The sequence below is a fragment of the Nonomuraea sp. NPDC005692 genome (assembly GCF_040631115.1).
Lineage (GTDB): Bacteria > Actinomycetota > Actinomycetes > Streptosporangiales > Streptosporangiaceae > Nonomuraea.
On the sequence record NZ_JBEXYU010000011.1, the window covers coordinates 113,898 to 130,278 of the forward strand.

Here is a 16,381-nt window from a genome sequence, read left to right on the forward strand (position 1 = left end):
CAACCCGGCGAATCGCGCTAATACTGGAGTCACGCACTACAGGAGCGCACATGCGAAAGATCCCCCCTCGCATGATGATCCGGGACGACGGGCTTGAGGCCAGTCACTTCCTCCAGCTCGCCGCCGTGGACTTCACCGGCATCTACGCGGTCCACCTGGCCGCGAAGGAAGAACGACTGAAGATGACCAGGCTCGCCATGAGCCTGTTGTCGGGGCCGTTCCTGGCGGCCATCGCCCTGACCAGCGCCAAGGTGGTGGACCCGCAGAGCCTCACGGAGTGGCAGCGCGTGCCGTGGTACCTGTTCGCCCTGGTCACGGCGTTCGGGGTGCTCAGCGTGCTGCCGTTCCTGCGGCTGATCGAGGCGGTCGGCGCGCACGCCAGGACGGCCCGCGCGATCAACAACTTCCGCCTGCTGTACGCCTCCAGGCTCAAGGACCGGCTCGGCTGGAGCCCGAACCTGCCGATCGACCCCCGCTTCCCGGAGACGTACGCGCCACTGGCCTGGCCCGGGATCAACGTGACGACGCTGGCGCTGGCGAACTCGACCTATCTGACGGTGGGCCTCACGGGCCTGTGCGGGCAGGCGCCCAACCTGCCCCTGCTCGCCTTGGGCATCCTCCTCGTCACGCTGGTCCACTACGCCGTCTACTACGTGCGCTGCAACGTGACCAGGCGGCGCCGGCTCCCGCGCGACCCTTACGAGTTCCCGGATCAGGAGACCTGAATGCCCGGCCCTGCGTTATGGGCGTCATGTGGGGAGGCGTGGATGTGGATGATGCGACATGTCTGGACGGCGGGCACGCTCGCCGACGACGACCGCGGCCCCGTGATCGAGGCCCCGTCCGTGCTGTTCGAGATCGCCGAGGTAAGGGGCGACGACCCGATCATCGCACGGTACGGCGACACGGAGCGGCTGGCCCTGTACAGCAGGAAGTTCAGCGAGGACGTGATCGTGCCGCCGTTCAAGTACAGCTACGGCGCCCGGATCAGGGGGCAGCTCACCTGGGCCGCCGACCTGCTGCGGGTCAAGCCGTACAGCAAGAGCGCGTGGATCTCGCTGACCATCCCCGGCGAGCCGTACGACGCGGTGCCCTGCCTGATCGGCGTGGCGTTCCGGATCCGGGACGGCGCGCTCGCCATGACCGCGACCTTCCGCTCCCAGAACGCCTTCACCAGCTACCTCAACTACCTGCCGCTCGCCGAGGTGCACGCGACCATGGCCCGCGACCTGGAACTGGACCGCGGGCCGATGCGGGTGTTCGTGGACGTGCCGCATCTGTACCTGGCCGACAGCACCCAGGTGCTGCGCGTCATGCGGCCCGCGCGGCGGTGAGCGGCGCGGCGATCTCCTCCAGGCCCTTGCGCTCGGCCTTGACCCCGAAGGCCAGCTCGACCAGCCCCGCGACGATCATCACGATCGCGCCGATCGAGAACGCCAGCGCCGTGTCGCCCGGCGCGCCGCTCTCGACCAGCGAGGCGAACACGAGCGGCCCGGCGATGCCGCCGGCGGCCGTGCCGATGGCGAAGAAGAACGCGATCGCCATCGCTCTGGTCTCCATGGGGAAGATCTCGCTCACCGTCAGGTACGCCGCGCTGGCCCCCGCCGAGGCCACGAAGAGCACCACCGACCAGCAGAGGGTCAGCGTCATCGCGGTCAGCGCGCCCTGGTTGAACAGCCAGGCGGTGCCGAGCAGCAGCACCCCGGAGCCGATGTAGGTCGCCGAGATCATGGGCACCCGGCCGACGGTGTCGAAGAGCCTGCCGAGCAGCAGCGGGCCGAGGAAGTTGCCGACCGCGATGATCGCGAAGTAGTAGCCCGTGTGCGAGTCGATCTTGAAGAACGTGGTCAGGATCTGGGCGTACCCGAAGGTGATCGCGTTGTAGAGGAACGCCTGGCCGATGAAGAGCGACAACCCGAGGACCGTGCGCTTGGGGTAGAGCGCGACCATCGTGTGCGCGATCTTCAGGAAGCCGATCGACTTACGCTGGTGGATGGTCATCGACTGGCGCGGCTCGGGCAGGTCCCGGCCGATCTGGCGTTCGATGTCGTCCACGATCTGCTCGGCCTCGCGGTCCCGGCCGTGGATGAACAGCCAGCGCGGGCTCTCCGGGACGTTCCTGCGGACCAGGAGGATGGCCAGGCCGAGCACCACGCCCAGCCCGAACGCCACCCGCCAGCCGATGTTGACCGGCAGGTCGTTCAGCAGCGGCACGGTCAGCAGGGCGCCGCCCGCCGCGCCGAGCCAGTAGCTGCCGTTGATGATGATGTCGATGCGTCCCCGGTGCCGGCTCGGGATCAGCTCGTCGATCGCCGAGTTGATGGCCGCGTACTCGCCGCCGATGCCGAAACCGGTCATGAAGCGGAACAGGAAGAACCACCAGGCGTCGAAGGACAGGGCGGTCATCAGCGTCGCCGCGAGGTAGACCACGAGCGTCAGCAGGAACAGCTTCTTCCTGCCGAACCTGTCGGTCAGCCAGCCGAAGAACAGCGCCCCCACGCAGGCCCCGGCCACGTAGAGGGCCGCGGCGAGGCCGGCCACCTGCGCCTGGGTGATGTCCAGGCCGCTGCCGGGCTTGGCGAGCTGCCCGGACAGGTTTCCGACGATGGTGACCTCTAACCCGTCGAGCACCCATACCGTGCCGAGACCGATGACGATCATCCAGTGCCAGCGGGACCACGGCAGCCGGTCCAGCCGTGCGGGCACCTTGGTAGTTACCGTGCCGGTTTCCACGTCGCTCATAAGGGCATCTGGGTACCCGGTAAACGGACGGCAAACGTTCCCTACAAGGCAGGTTTTCTGGCCTCGACCAGGGTGGTGCCGAACCAGGGGCCGCCGTACCAAAGGCGGGCGCCGAGGTCGCGCCGGCGGATGTCGATCACGCCCAGGTCGCGCAGGACGTCCTCGTAGTCGGGCGCGTACCGGAAGTCCGCGATCAGCATGAGCCCGCCGGGCCGCAGCACGCGATGGGCCTCCCTGACCGCTCTTTCGCGGCCCTCGGCGGAGGGGACGTTGTGGATCGCCAGGCTCGACACGATGACGTCGAACGCGCCGTCCTCGAACGGCAGGTCGCGCATGTCGCCCGTGACCAGGTCGACCCGGTCGGCGACGCCTTCGGCCGCGGCATTGGCCAGGGTGACGGCCGCGGCGTTGCCCGACTGGTCCTTCGAGCTCCACAGGTCGACGCCGGCAGCCCGTCCGGAGTGGAGCCGGGCGGCGGCGGTCAGCAGCACCGCGCCGCGCCCGCAGCCGAGGTCGAGCACCCGTTCATCGCCTTCGAGCGGCTCCAGCAGCTCGGCCCAGACGGCGAACTTGCCCCGGCGCGTGGTGTAGAGGTAGCTGGCCGCGCTGGCCAGCGTGTAGAGCCCGCCGAAGGCGAAGGCGATCCCGGCGGCGGGGATGTCCAGCATGAAGGAGACCGCCGCGAGAGCCAGCGGGACGATCGCCCCGAAGATCAGTCCGCCGAGGGCCCACGGCGCGTCGAATCCGTAGCTACCGTGTCGAGTGCTCACTCTCACGTTATATCTCAAGTGGGTCTTGACCGGGAATTGAGCAAACACTTCCCCTTCACCCTCAATTGGCCCGCAACGCAATAACTATGGTGACTTGGATGGGCTGGCATTGGGGGTTTGACCAGGCATGACAGGGAAACAACGCGAATTCGGCCTAGGAGCGAGCATCGCGCTGACGGTCGCGTCGGCCGCGCTCTGGGGGGTGGCGCACCTGGCCACCCACCGTCACCGGATGGGCATCGCCCTCATGGCAGCCTACGTGCTGATGCTGGGCGGCGTCCTGACGGTGTTCACGGCGTTCAGCACCCGCCTGCTGTCGCTGGCGGTCCAGCCCGGCTGGCTCACGGTGCTCACCGTGGCGCTGGTCGGGATCGCGCTCGCGTGGACCGCCGTGATCATCCGGTCGTTCCTGCTGGTCCGTCCCGAGTCCTCCGACACCGCCGGACGTTTCCTGACCACCACGCTCGCGGCCGCCCTCTGCGCGCTCGTCCTGGCGCCCACCGCGTACGCCACCCGCATGGCCTACCTGTCCCGCGACGTCGTCAGCCACGTCTTCGCCACCACCACCAGCAGCGCCCCCGTCGTCGCCCAGGACCCGTGGAACGGCGCGGAGCGCGTCAACTTCCTGCTGATCGGCGCGGACGCCGCCCCCGGCCGGCCCGGCGTGCGCACCGACAGCATGACCGTGGCCAGCGTGGACACCGAGACCGGCGCCACCACCCTGTTCGGCCTGCCGCGCAACCTGCAGAGGGTCCAGCTCCCGCACGGCCCGGCCAGGAGCCGCTTCCCCTTCGGCTTCACCGGCGACGGCCCCAGCACCCCCGGCCTGCTCAACGAGATCTTCCAGTACGCCGAGGACCACCCGGAGATGGTCCCCGGCGTGTCCAAGGGCAAGCGCGGCCCGTCGCTGCTCAAGCGCACCGTCAGCGACATCCTCGGCATCCCGGTCACCTACTACGCCATGGTCGACATGAAGGGCTTCGCCGAGATCATCGACGCGATGGGCGGCGTCCGGGTCACCGTCAAGGACCCCATCGTGTACGGCAAGTACCGCGAGGGCCTGCTGCCCGCGGGCACCCGCAAACTGTCGGGCGAGGAGGCCCTCTGGTACGGCCGGTCCCGCACCGACAGCGACGACTACGTGCGCATGGGCCGCCAGAAGTGCCTGCTCAACGCGGTCGCCAAGCAGGCCGATCCGATGACCGTGCTCAAGAGCTTCGAGAAGCTGGCCGCGGCCACCAAGCGGGCCATCTCCAGCGACGTGCCCCAGGACCTGCTGCCCGCCCTGATCGAGCTGTCGGACAAGGTGAAGGACACCAGGATCCGGAGCCTCAGCTTCGTCCCGCCGCTGATCAGCACCGTCACGCCCGACTGGTACCTGATCAGGCGCAAGGTCTCCGAGACCCTGGACGAGCGCCCCGCCAACCGGTCGGCGAGCGCGCACCACTCCGCCGCCCCGACCCAGAACCCGGAGACCCCGGTCAACCTGGACGCCGCCTGCGGCTGAACCTCACCTTTCCGACAGCCATCACCCGAGTACGGAGTGTGGCATGATGGTGCGCGGGCCCAACGGAAACGATTTTCATCGTCATTTCAGGAGCGCACGTGAGAGTGGCATTCGTCGGCAAGGGCGGCAGCGGGAAGACGACGATCTCGGCGCTGTTCGCGCGGCACGTGGCGGCCCAGGGCGACCCGGTGGTCGTCATGGACGCCGACATCAACCAGCACCTGGCCCTGGTGCTCGGCCTCGACGCCCAGCCCGAGCCGCTCGGGGCCCACCTCACCGAGATCAAAGACCTGCTGCGCGGCGACAACCCGCGCATCGCCTCGGCCGAGACCATGGTCAAGACCACCCCGCCGGGCCGCGGTTCGCGCCTGCTGCGCTTCGACGACCTGGCCGCGCTCGACTACGCCGTGACCACCCCTCATGGCCTGCGCCTGCTGGCCACGGGCCCGTTCAACGACGACGACCTCGGCGTGGCCTGCTACCACTCGAAGGTCGGGGCGGTGGAGCTGCTGCTCAACCACCTGGTCGACGGCCAGGGCGAATACGTCGTGGTCGACATGACCGCCGGCTCCGACTCCTTCGCCTCGGGGCTGTTCACCCGGTTCGACCTGACCTTCCTCGTCGCCGAGCCGACCAGGCAGGGCGTGAGCGTCTACCAGCAGTACCGCGACCACGCCGCCAAGTACGACGTCGCGCTCGCCGTGATCGGCAACAAGGTCCACGGCCCGTCCGACGTGGAGTTCCTCCGCGCGCACGTGGGCGACGACCTGCTGACCTGGATGGAGCACTCCTCGGCGGTGCGCGCCATGGAGCAGGGCCGCCACTTCACGCTCGACGATCTGGAGCCGGCCAACACCGACGCGCTCGCCGTCCTGCGCAAGACCCTCGACGCGCAGGAGAAGGACTGGCCGCGCTTCGGCCGCCAGACCGCGGAGTTCCACCTGCGCAACGCCCGCGCGTGGGCCAACGCCCGCACGGGAGCCGACCTGGCCGAGCAGATCGATCCTGACTTCGTCTACGGCCCCTAAACCGCACCTCCAGGCATCTGGAGCTACCCCCTTCTCCCACATAACGTCAGATTCGATCCCCTTCGAGAGGAGACAGCATGTCGCTGACCGTCCCGAACGATCTGCTGGACCAGGCCCGAGCCGGAGACGTGGACGACGCCGCGTTCGTCGCCTGCGTCCGCGACTCACTCCCCTACGCGTGGTCGCTGATCAGTGAGCTGGTCACCGAGCGCGCGCAGAGCGGAGCCGAGTTCGCCGACAACCAGGTGCCACCGCCGTCCGAGGAGGCCCGCGGCCAGCTCCTGCGGTGTCTGGCGAGCGACGCGATGCGCGGCGCGCTCGAACGCCACTTCGGCGTACGGCTGGCCTTCCAGAACTGCCACCGGGTCGCCGTCTTCGACCCGTCGGCCACCAAGGCCCTCGACGAGTTCGTCACCCCGCGGGCCCAGATCCTCAACCAGAAACCGGAGCTGGTCGACTGCTGAACCCACGGGCGAGCCGGGCCGTCCCGGCTCGCCCCCCGGCCTCGTCTCCGCGGCCTCAGCTCCGCAGCAGGGGCAGGACCTCCGCGCCGATGCGGCGCACGTCCTCCAGGGCCCGCCGGTGGTCGCCGATGCCCTCCACGGTCAGGATCACGTGCTCGATCCCGGTGCTGTCGGCCGTGCGCAGCAGCACCTCGGCACAGTGGGCGGGCGAGCCCACCGGATGGATGCGCGTCAGCAGGTCGACGTAGGCGGTGACGTCCCGCGAGGGGCGCGGCCGGCCGTCCACCGGCACGTAGCCGGCCAGCCCGGGGCCCAGCCACGCGGGCATCGACTCCTTCAGCTCCCGGACGGCCGCCTCGGTGGAGTCGGCCACGTGGGCCACCCCGGCCGCCATGTGCCCCGCCGGGCTCCCGCCGCCCGCCACGTGCTCGACGACCAGCAGGGCCTTGTCCCGGTCGCCGATGTGCATGCCGAGCAACATCGGCAGCCCGCGCTCGGCCGCCAGCGCCACCGTCGAGCCCGACGTGCACGCCACCACGGGCCGCAGCCTGGCCCCCGGCACCAGGGCGACCTCCCTGAACCGGAAGAACTCCCCCGCGGCCGCCACCGGCCCCTCGGACAGGGCCTCGACCAGCAGGTCGAGCGACTCGGCGAACCCCCGCTCGAACCGGTCGAGCCCGGTGCCGAACACCTCCAGGTCGACCCACGGGCCGCCCCTGCCGACGCCGGGCGTGAACCGCCCGCCCGACAGGTGGTGGAGCATGGCCGCCTGTTCGGCCAGCGCCACGGGATGCTGCGAGGACAACACGCTCACCGCCGTGCCGAGCCCGATCCGGCTGGTCCGCCCCGCCGCCACGGCGGCCAGCGTGACCGCCGACGGGCACACGCCGTAGGACATGAAGTGGTGCTCGGCGATCCAGGCGTCGTGGAACCCGGCCGCCTCGGCGGCCTCGATCAGCTCCACCGAGTTCCGCAGGACCTGCCCTGGGTCCTGGCCGGGAAAGCAGGCCGCGATGACGAAGATCCCGATCCGCACTCCCCCGATCCTACGGCTCAGCCGAACAGCGCGGCCTGCCCTTCACCCACGAGCGGATCCCTGACCTGCTTCAGATGCCGCCATTGCGGCAGGTCGTCCAGGTAGGACCAGGAGAGCCGGTGGTGCGGTGTGGGGCCGAGCCGGGCCAGGGCTTCCTGGTGCGCGGGCGAGGGGTATCCGGCGTTCTCCGCGAAGCCGTACTCGTCATGCCCGATCGTCCCCATGTAGGCGTCCCGCCGCACCTTGGCGAGGACCGAGGCCGCGGCGACCGAGACGCTGGCCGCGTCGCCCTTGATCTCCAGGCGGACCGGCCAGGGGGCGCCGATGTAGTCGTGCTTGCCGTCGAGGATCACGGCGTCGGGGCGCACCGGCAGGGCTTCGAGCGCCCGGCGGGCGGCCCTGCGCAGCGCCTCGGTCATGCCGACGGCGTCGATCTCGGCGTGGTCGGCCTCGCCGAACCCGATGCCGGCCGCCCACGCGGTCAGCTGGTCGGCGAGCGGGCCACGTTTGGCGGCCGAGACCTGCTTGGAGTCGGTCAGGCCGGGCGGCGGCGCGGACAGGTCGGTCACGACGGCGCAGACCGTCACCGGCCCCGCCCACGCGCCCCTGCCCACCTCGTCGACGCCCGCGACCGTGCGGGTGCTCGGCATGGACAGCAGGAGCTGCTCGATCTCGTACGTCGGCGCCATGGGCAGACGCTACCGCTCGGCCGGGGTCACCGGCTCCAGATCGCCGGCGATGTACCGGGCGGCCACGTGGATCGCCCGCAACGTCACCGACACCGACGGCCGGTGCACGCTGGACCTGCGGGCGACCGCGTGCACGTCACGGCCGACCGGGTTGCCGGGGAACTCCCTGACCGACAACCCGCGCACCCCGGCGGCCAGCGCGAGCGCGGGCACCGCCGCGATGCCGATGCCCTTGGCGACGAGGGAGAGGATCGTCCCGAGACCTTCGAACTCCCAGGGCGTCGGCCGGGTGCCGCCGACGTCCACGAACAGCCGGTCGACGGCCAGGCGCGAGGGCTCGCCGTCGGGGGTGGCCATCCACGGCTCGTCGCGCAGCTCGCGCAGGTCGAGCGGCACTCCGGGGTCGGCCAGCCGGTGCCTGCGCGGCACGACGAGCACGATGGGGTCGCGCAGCAGGGGGAAGACCCGCAGGCTCTCGCTCTCGCGGACCGAACCGTACCAGTCGTCGACGAGGGCGATGTCCACCTCGCCCGACTGGACCTCCCGCATGCCCCGTCCCGACCTGCTCTGGCCCAGGCGGAGCGTCAGCTCGGTGTGGCGGCGCAGCGAACGCGCGAGCGCCGGCGCGAATGCCACGGCCGCTGTGGGGAAGGCGGTGACGACGACGCGCCCCGAAGGGGTGCCCGCATGGGCGGAGAGGTCGGACTCGGCCTCCTCGACCATTGACAGGATGCGTTCGGCGTGCTGGACGAGCCGGCGTCCGGCGTCGGTCAGCTCCGCGCTGCGCGCGGTTCTGTCGATCAGCGCGGTGCCGGTCTCCCGTTCGAGCGCCGCGAGCTGCTGGGAGACGGCCGAGGGGCTGTAGCCCAGTGACTCGGCGGCGGCCGCGATGCTGCCCCGGCGAGCGAACTCACAGATCAGCGCCAAACGCCGGAATTCGAGCATCAGACTTCCTTACGCCTACCCACAAAAAGCCTCGCTTGTACTGATGCCTTCATACAACCACCCTGGGAACGTGACAAACATGACCGTGACCTTGTCCGCCACCTTGGCGGCGAACGAAGACATCGAACGAAGACGGCGCGCCGGGGAACGCGTGCTGCACCTGGCCTTCGGCGAGGCCGGTCTGCCCGTGCACCCGGCGCTGCGCGACAAGCTGGCCGCCGCTTCCGAGCGCAACGGCTACGGGCCGGTCGCGGGCGCGTCCGGGCTCCGGGCCGCGGCAGCGGGCTACTGGACACGACGGGGGCTCCTGACCGACCCCGAGCTGGTCGTCTGCGGACCTGGCAGCAAGTCGCTGCTGTACGGCCTGCTCCTGGCGATCGGCGGCGACATCGTCCTGCCCATGCCGAGCTGGGTCAGCTACGCCGCGCAGGCCGATCTGGTGGGCTCCCGTCCGATCCTGGTGCCCGCACCGCCAGGAGAGGGCGGGGTGCCCGACCCCGACCTGGTCGTCGCGGCGGTCCGCCGGGCCCGTTCGGAGGGCAGGACGGTCAGCTCCCTGCTGGTCACGCTGCCCGACAACCCGACCGGCCGGCTGGCCACGCCGGAGACCGTCGCCCGCCTGGCGGCCGTGGCGCGCGAGCTGGACCTGATCGTGATCTCCGACGAGATCTACCGCGACCTGGTCCACGATGAGTCGGCCGACTACACCTCGCCGGCCGACCTCGCGCCCGAGCGCACGATCATCACCACCGGGCTCAGCAAGAGCCTGGCGCTCGGCGGATGGCGGATCGGCGTGGCCCGGCTGCCGGAGGGCGCGCACGGGCTGCGTACCCGGCTGCTGGCGGTGGCCAGCGAGATCTGGTCGGCGCCGGCCGCTCCCGTCCAGGAGGCCGCGTCCTACGCCTTCGACGAGCCGCACGAGCTGACCGACCGGGTCGCGGGCAGCCGGAGGTTGCACGGCATCGTGGCGCGGGCCGTCCACGAGCGCTTCACGGAGATCGGCGCCTCGGTGCCGCGACCTCAGGGAGGCTTCTACCTCTATCCCGACCTGAGCCACCTCAGGCTCGGCGGCTCCGCCGAGATCACCCGGATCCTGCTGGACGAGCACGGCATCGGCGTCCTTCCCGGACACGCCTTCGGCGACGACCCGACGGCCGCCCGGGTACGCGTGGCGGTGAGCCTGCTCTACGGCGACACGCCCGAAGAGCGACTTACCGCCCTGAACAGCACCGATCCCCTTCAATTGCCATGGATCGCAGCAAATCTGAACCATCTGTCCATGGGCCTGAAGGAGCTCGCCCTGGTCCGTCACGGCGTCGTGGGTGAACGTCACCCGGCGCTGGTGCCGGCGCCATGTCACGGTTAGGCGAATCTTTCCCCAAGAGCTGGTTTACCACCTACCAAATCAGCCCTCTGACCTGCGGAAACACCGCACATCCAGAAACCCGGGAAAGATGGCTCCGAGAGCCTGGTTACGCGCGCGCCGCGCGAGCCTCATCATGTGCTCATGCCCGCTCTTGTCACCTTGTCCGGGCGCTCCGTGCGCCTGGAACCTCTCAGCCACGCGGTGATCGACGATCTCGTCGCCGCGGCGAGTGAAGACCGCTCCACTTACGCCTTCACTCGCGTCCCGGACGGCCGGGACGAGATGGTCTCCTATGTGGAGGCCGCCATGGCTGAGCAGGCGGAGGGCCGCACGCTGCCCTTCGCCATCCGGTGGCTGAACACCGACCGCGTGGTCGGTGCCACCCGTCTCATGCACCTGGAGTATTGGCAGGGCCCCATGCCCTGGCCTCCGGGTACACGCGGTGCGGTGGGCGACATCCCGTCCGTGGCGGACATCGGTTACACCTGGCTGGGCGCCTGCGCCCAGGGCACCGGCGTCAACCGGGAGAGCAAGTTCCTCATGCTCTCACTCGCCTTCGAGACCTGGAACGTCCACCGCATCACACTCAAGGCAGATGTCAGGAACGTCCGATCCCGGGCCGCCATCGAGGCCCTCGGCGCACACTTCGACGGGGTGCGGCGAGCGGATAGCCGAGGCGCCGACAACACGGTCCGAGATACGGCCTTCTACTCGATCCTGAACTCCGAATGGCCGCTCGTCCGAGAACGGCTGGCCATGCGGCTCGGACTGGTAGAGGCAGCGTAGGAACATCGGCAACGGCCCCGCCCATACTTTTCCGGGCGGGGCCTGTATTTTTCTGCGTCCCCATCGGCTCTACATGACACGCCCCCGTGTCGGTGCGCCATGTACGGCCTGCCATCAGCATGCGGAGGCACGGTCAACACCTGATCAAAGGCGGATCAACGGTTCGTTCCGGCGATCAGCCCAGTTCTAGGTGGTAAGCGGTACTGGATCTATCATTTGGTCACAAATCGTTCCATTGCCCAGGAGACAGACGGCATGGCTGGTCAGAGCGTTGAGGGCGGGCTGTGGTTCGCCGTGCTCGGTCCCGTCCGCGCGTGGCGCGAGGGGCAGGAACTCGACCTGGGCACCCCGCTGCAACGCTCGATCCTCGGCATGCTGCTCCTGCGGGAGGGCCGCGCGGTCACCCCCGCCGAGATGATCGACGCCGTGTGGGGCGAGGACGCGCCGCCCCGCGCCCTGGGCGCGCTGCGCACGTACGTCTCCCGCCTGCGCACGGTGCTCGAACCCGACCGGCCCGCCCGCTCCCGTCCCGAGCTGCTGACCTCCATCGGCCGGGGCTACGCGCTGCGCCTGCCCGACGACGCGCTCGACCTGACCCGCTTCGAACGCGGCATCGCCGAGGCCGAGGCCGCCCGCAAGTCCGGCCGGCTCTCCGCCGCCGCCGAGGGCATGCGGGCCGCGCTGACCCTGTTCGAGGGCGAGCCGCTGGCCGGAGCCGTCGGCCCGTACGCCGAGCACCAGCGCGACCGCCTGGCCGAACGCCGCGTCAGCGTCATCGAGACGCTCATGGACCTCGACCTGGAGCTGGGCGAGCACGCCGCGGTCGTGTCCGAGCTGATCGCGCTCACCGCCGAGCACCCCCTGCGCGAACGGCTGCGCGCCCAGCTCATGCTGGCCTACTACCGGTGCGGACGGCAGGGCGACGCACTCAACGTGTTCACCGAGACCCGCGAGGCGCTGATCGACGAGCTGGGCATCGAGCCCGGCAGCGAGCTGACCGCGCTCCACCAGCGCATCCTGGCCGCCGACCCGGCGCTCACCCACGTGCCGCCGCCCGCCGCCCCGGCCGAGCAGGCCGCCGGCGAGCTCGAGGCCGAGGAGGAGCCGCCCGCGCTCGAACTGCCCCGTCCGGCGCAGCTCCCGGCCGCGGTCAACGACTTCACCGGGCGCAAGGAGGTGGCCGTCCGCGTCCACACCCTGCTGTCCTCGCAGTCGTCGGCCGAGGGCGTGCCGGTGGTGGCGTTGTGCGGCATCGGCGGCGTCGGCAAGACCACGCTGGCCGTCCACGTGGCGCACGCGGCCGACGACCTGTTCCCCGACGGCCAGCTCTACGCCGACCTGCGCGGCCACAGCGACGAGGTGACCGCTCCCGAGTCGGCGCTCGGCGGCTTCCTGCGCGCGCTCGGCATCCCGCCGGACGTCATCCCCGACGGCCTGGCCGAACGTTCGGCGCTCTACCGCTCGCTGCTGTCCGACCGGCGCATCCTCGTGCTGCTGGACAACGCCCGCGACGCCGACCAGGTCAGCCCGCTGCTGCCGGGCTCGCCGGGCTGCGCCACGATCGTCACCAGCCGGGCCAAGCTGGCCGACCTGCCCGCGGCCCGGCTGATCGACCTCGACGTCATGGAGCCGGACGAGGCGCTGTCGCTGTTCTCCTCCGTGGCCGGGCCCGAGCGGGTGGCCGCCGAGCACGGCGCCGCCATGGACGTGGTCGCCGCCTGCGGTTTCCTGCCGCTGGCCGTCCGGATCGTGGCCGCGCGGCTGGCCGCCCGCCCCTCCTGGACGGTCGCCTCGCTGGTGCCCAGGCTGGCCGACGAGCAGCGCCGCCTCGACGAGCTGCGCGTGGGCAACCTGGCCGTCGAGGCCACCTTCGCCCTCGGCTACGGCCAGCTCGAACCCGCCCAGGCCCGCGCCTTCCGCCTGCTGTCCCTGCCGAAGGGCCCCGACATCTCGATCGGGGCCGCCGCGGCCGTCCTGGCGATGAACATGTACGAGGCCGAGGAGCTGCTGGAGTCGCTGGTCGACATGAGCCTCCTGGAGGCCACCGCGCCCGGCCGCTACCGCTTCCACGACCTGCTCAGGCTGTTCGCCAGGCGCGTCCTGGACAAGACCGAGCGTCCCGAGGACAAGACGCTGGCGCTGCGCCGGCTGCTCGGCTTCTACCTGGCCTCGTCCCGGTCCGCCCACCGGCTGGCCTACGAGGGCAGCATGATCCCCGACAACCTGGCCGTGGTCGGCAGCGGGCTCACCTTCACCACCGTCGACGAAGCCGTGGCCTGGCTGATCTCCGAGGGCGACTCGCTGTTCGCGGCCATCAACCAGGCCGCGACCACGTCCACCGCCGGCGAGCAGCTCCTGCCCGCCGCCGACATGCTGGTGGCCATGGAACCGCTGCTGGAGGCCGGTACCCACACCCGCGAGTTCGACCAGGGCACCCGCGCGGTGCTCGCCGCCGCGCTGGGCCTCGCCGACGAGGCGAGCGAGCTGCGCTCCCGGTACGTGCTGGGCCGGGTGCTGTTCGCCGGCAACCAGCTCTCGGAGTCCGAGACCCACTTCCGCCGCGTCTACGAGCTCTCCGACACCCGCGACGAGAAGATCGTCACCGGCGAGGTGCTCAACGCGCTGGCCGTCGTCGTCGGCCGGCAGCGCCGCCACACCGAGGCCCTCACCCTGTTCGACGCCGCCTCCCGCTACTACCGCGAGAACGGCGTCCCCGCCGGCGAGGCCCTGGTGCTCAGCTACTCGGCCCGCGACCACCTGGGCCTCGGCCACGCCGAGGACGCCATCGCCGCGGCGGAGAAGGGCCTGGCCATCTTCACCGAGATCGGCAGCGGCGCCGGCACCGCCCGCGCCCGCTACCACCTGGGCATCGTGCTCAGCCGGGTCGGCCGGCTCACCGAGGCGGTGCACCACCACGCCGAGTGCCTGGCCTTCTTCCGCTCCAGCAAGCAGCGGGTCTGGGAGCAACGCGTGTGCTCCCGGCTGGCCGAGACGTTCATCGCCGCCGGGCGCTACCCCGACGCCGTACGCCACGCCGAGCAGGCACTCATGGTCTCCCGCGAGATCGGCCACCCCTACGGCGAGGCGCTGTCGCTCACCGTGCTCGGCCGGGCACTACGCGGACTGGGCAGCGTCGCGCGGAGCCTCGACTGCCTCAGGCAGGCCTACGACGTCTTCACCAGGCTCGGCGCCCCCGAGGCCGGTGACCTGAAGCTTCTGCTGGACGGCTTCGCCGTCGAACGGTCCGTCGTCGAGTCCTGAGTACAGCTCGTCGTCCAGACGTGTCATCCACACATGGTTGATCAAGGCTGTCCTTAGTCAATGCCGATGGCAGCCCGGCCGGTCATCCTGACCGCCACGCGTCGCCAGGGGGCCCGGTCATCCGGATGCTTCGCGTGACGGCTAGCCGCCTCACACAGACGACCGGCCGGACTCGACGCGGACCTTCGAACCCCCCAGGCCCGCGTCTCGGTCAGAAGCCTCCACCCGCGTGGTCAACGTCGGATCAACGGTGAATCAAAGCAGGAAATAACCCTCGGCGATGAGCGGCCGGACCGCGTCGGCGTTGGGGATCTCGCCGTCGCCGACCAGCTCGGCGATCACGTTGAGCAGCGGCCCGAGCGCCAGCTCGCCGTCGCACACGCCGGCCAGGGCGGCCTCGACGGTGCCGACCTCCCTGCTGCGCCGCAGCCCCTGCGTCTGGCGCAGCACGATGCGGATCGGGTCCTCGGCGCCGGGCAGGCCGACGCGTTCGTCGAGCACCCCTTCGGCCGTGCGCAGCAGCGCCGCGTCGAGGTCGGCGGCGCGGTGGGCGGCGGCGATGGAGTCGAGCACGTCGTCGACGTAGTCGCCGACCGGGAGGGCCACCTGGTGGGGCAGGTGCTCCACGCGCACGACCGGGTCGAGGGTGCCCGAGTTGCGCATGGTGATCCAGCCGAAGCCGATGCCCTCGACCTTGCGCTCGTCGAACCAGGCCAGCCACCGGTCGTAGTGGTCGGTGTAGCCCTTGGTGCCCTGCTCGGCCGCGTCCTTGAGCCACAGCTCGACGTATTCGGCCGGGTCCTGCACGTCACGCTGGACGACCCAGGCGTCGCAGCCGGTCTCGCGCAGCCAGCCGCCGACCCGGTCGTGCCAGTCTTCGCCCTCGACGTGGAGCCAGTTGGCCAGGAAGTGGGCCTGCCCGCCGGGCGCGAGGTGGCGCGGGGTGCGCCGGACCAGGTCGCGGCAGAAGTCGTCGGCGTCGCCGCCGGACTCGCGGTAGGTCAGCGTGCGCTCGGCCCCGGGGGCGATGACGAACGGCGGGTTGCTGACGACCAGGTCGAACAGCTCGCCCTCGACCGGCTCGAACATCGACCCCACCCGCGCGTCGACGCCGGTCACGCCGGACAGCTCCCAGCTCAGCCGGGCCAGCTCGACGGCACGCGGATTGAGGTCGGTGGCCACCACCTGCTCGGCCCGCCCGTCCAGGTGGAGCACCTGGACGCCGCAGCCCGTGCCGAGGTCGAGCGCGCGCGTGACGGGCCGGCGGCTGACGAGCTGGGCCAGGTTGGCCGAGGCGCCCCCGGCCCCCACGACGTGGTCGGCCCGCAACGCCGGGTCGCCGGGCCGGACCTTGCGGTCGGAGACCACGTAGCCGCCGGTCTCCCACGGCTGGAGGTGCACGGTCGCCCTGATCAGGTCGCCGTCGGCGGACACCAGCCCCGACTCCAGGACCGCGGCCGGCACGGATCTGGCCGGCACCGGCACGCCGAGCCACCAGAGCCTGATCAGGGTGCCCAGCGGGTCGCCGTCGGCGGTCGCCCGCAGGGCGGGGACGAGCTCCTCCCGCGCCAGGGCCGAGGCCGCCATGGCGCCGAGCCGGTCGCGGACGCCGTCGATCGTGTAGCCGGTTTCGAGAAGGTGATGGCGCAGTCGTTCCACGGGCACCATCCTTTCACCAGCCACCGACAGTGCTCATACTGTTACTTACACACCCAAGCGTTCTGCAAGCCATGGACAAGTGGGTGGCGGTATCTCTAGGGGTGCAAGACGCCGTACCGAGGAGCCCG

The 16,381-nt window shown here is 70.9% G+C and carries 14 protein-coding genes; 8 read left to right on the forward strand and 6 right to left on the reverse strand.

The window, feature by feature from the left end:
* The first annotated feature begins 50 nt into the window (after positions 1 to 50).
* On the forward strand, positions 51 to 725 hold the full coding sequence (locus ABZ459_RS23615; protein WP_357973806.1) for a hypothetical protein: 675 nt from the start codon (positions 51 to 53) through the stop codon (positions 723 to 725).
* Between the two features lie 48 nt (positions 726 to 773).
* Complete coding sequence (locus ABZ459_RS23620; RefSeq protein WP_357973808.1) at positions 774 to 1,334, forward strand: hypothetical protein; 561 nt, start codon at positions 774 to 776, stop codon at positions 1,332 to 1,334.
* Here ABZ459_RS23620 and ABZ459_RS23625 read toward each other — a convergent pair.
* Entirely contained in the window at positions 1,312 to 2,742 is a 1,431-nt protein-coding gene (locus ABZ459_RS23625) for an MFS transporter (RefSeq protein ID WP_357973811.1), read from the reverse strand. The genes ABZ459_RS23620 and ABZ459_RS23625 overlap by 23 nt on opposite strands.
* 41 nt (positions 2,743 to 2,783) lie before the next feature.
* Positions 2,784 to 3,512 carry a class I SAM-dependent methyltransferase gene (locus tag ABZ459_RS23630; protein WP_357973814.1) on the reverse strand — a complete coding sequence of 243 codons (729 nt, stop codon included), beginning with the start codon at positions 3,510 to 3,512 and terminating at the stop codon, positions 2,784 to 2,786.
* Positions 3,513 to 3,639: 127 nt separating this feature from the next.
* Between ABZ459_RS23630 and ABZ459_RS23635 the strand changes: the two genes are divergently transcribed.
* From ABZ459_RS23635 to ABZ459_RS23645, 3 genes are all read left to right on the forward strand, one after another.
* Positions 3,640 to 5,019: an LCP family protein gene (locus tag ABZ459_RS23635; protein WP_357973817.1), complete on the forward strand. Its 1,380-nt coding sequence runs from the start codon at positions 3,640 to 3,642 to the stop codon at positions 5,017 to 5,019.
* Between the two features lie 98 nt (positions 5,020 to 5,117).
* Complete coding sequence (locus ABZ459_RS23640) at positions 5,118 to 6,047, forward strand: ATP-binding protein (protein WP_357973820.1); 930 nt, start codon at positions 5,118 to 5,120, stop codon at positions 6,045 to 6,047.
* A 77-nt stretch (positions 6,048 to 6,124) separates the two neighbouring features.
* Positions 6,125 to 6,511: an SCO5389 family protein gene (locus ABZ459_RS23645; RefSeq protein ID WP_125640462.1), complete on the forward strand. Its 387-nt coding sequence runs from the start codon at positions 6,125 to 6,127 to the stop codon at positions 6,509 to 6,511.
* A gap of 55 nt (positions 6,512 to 6,566) precedes the next feature.
* Here the strand turns inward: ABZ459_RS23645 and ABZ459_RS23650 are convergent, their stop codons facing one another.
* From ABZ459_RS23650 to ABZ459_RS23660, 3 genes are read right to left on the reverse strand one after another with little or no spacing between them, the layout of a single operon-like run.
* On the reverse strand, positions 6,567 to 7,547 hold the full coding sequence (locus ABZ459_RS23650; protein ID WP_357973823.1) for an LLM class flavin-dependent oxidoreductase: 981 nt from the start codon (positions 7,545 to 7,547) through the stop codon (positions 6,567 to 6,569).
* 17 nt (positions 7,548 to 7,564) lie between these two features.
* Positions 7,565 to 8,236 carry a ribonuclease HII gene (locus tag ABZ459_RS23655; RefSeq protein ID WP_357973826.1) on the reverse strand — a complete coding sequence of 224 codons (672 nt, stop codon included), beginning with the start codon at positions 8,234 to 8,236 and terminating at the stop codon, positions 7,565 to 7,567.
* 9 nt (positions 8,237 to 8,245) lie between these two features.
* Positions 8,246 to 9,181 (reverse strand): LysR family transcriptional regulator, encoded by a 936-nt coding sequence (locus ABZ459_RS23660; RefSeq protein WP_357973829.1) that lies wholly within the window; start codon positions 9,179 to 9,181, stop codon positions 8,246 to 8,248.
* Between the two features lie 79 nt (positions 9,182 to 9,260).
* On the opposite strand from ABZ459_RS23660, the gene ABZ459_RS23665 reads away from it, so the two are divergent.
* The 3 genes from ABZ459_RS23665 (at position 9,261) to ABZ459_RS23675 (ending at position 14,594) form a co-directional block, all read left to right on the forward strand.
* Positions 9,261 to 10,547: a pyridoxal phosphate-dependent aminotransferase gene (locus ABZ459_RS23665; protein WP_357973832.1), complete on the forward strand. Its 1,287-nt coding sequence runs from the start codon at positions 9,261 to 9,263 to the stop codon at positions 10,545 to 10,547.
* Between the two features lie 141 nt (positions 10,548 to 10,688).
* Entirely contained in the window at positions 10,689 to 11,333 is a 645-nt protein-coding gene (locus tag ABZ459_RS23670) for a GNAT family protein (protein ID WP_352318377.1), read from the forward strand.
* Between the two features lie 255 nt (positions 11,334 to 11,588).
* Positions 11,589 to 14,594, forward strand: coding sequence for a BTAD domain-containing putative transcriptional regulator (locus ABZ459_RS23675; RefSeq protein WP_357973835.1), 3,006 nt, complete (start codon positions 11,589 to 11,591; stop codon positions 14,592 to 14,594).
* A 255-nt stretch (positions 14,595 to 14,849) separates the two neighbouring features.
* On the opposite strand, the gene ABZ459_RS23680 is transcribed toward ABZ459_RS23675, so the two are convergent.
* Positions 14,850 to 16,262, reverse strand: coding sequence for a class I SAM-dependent methyltransferase (locus tag ABZ459_RS23680; protein WP_357973838.1), 1,413 nt, complete (start codon positions 16,260 to 16,262; stop codon positions 14,850 to 14,852).
* Positions 16,263 to 16,381: the final 119 nt, after the last annotated feature.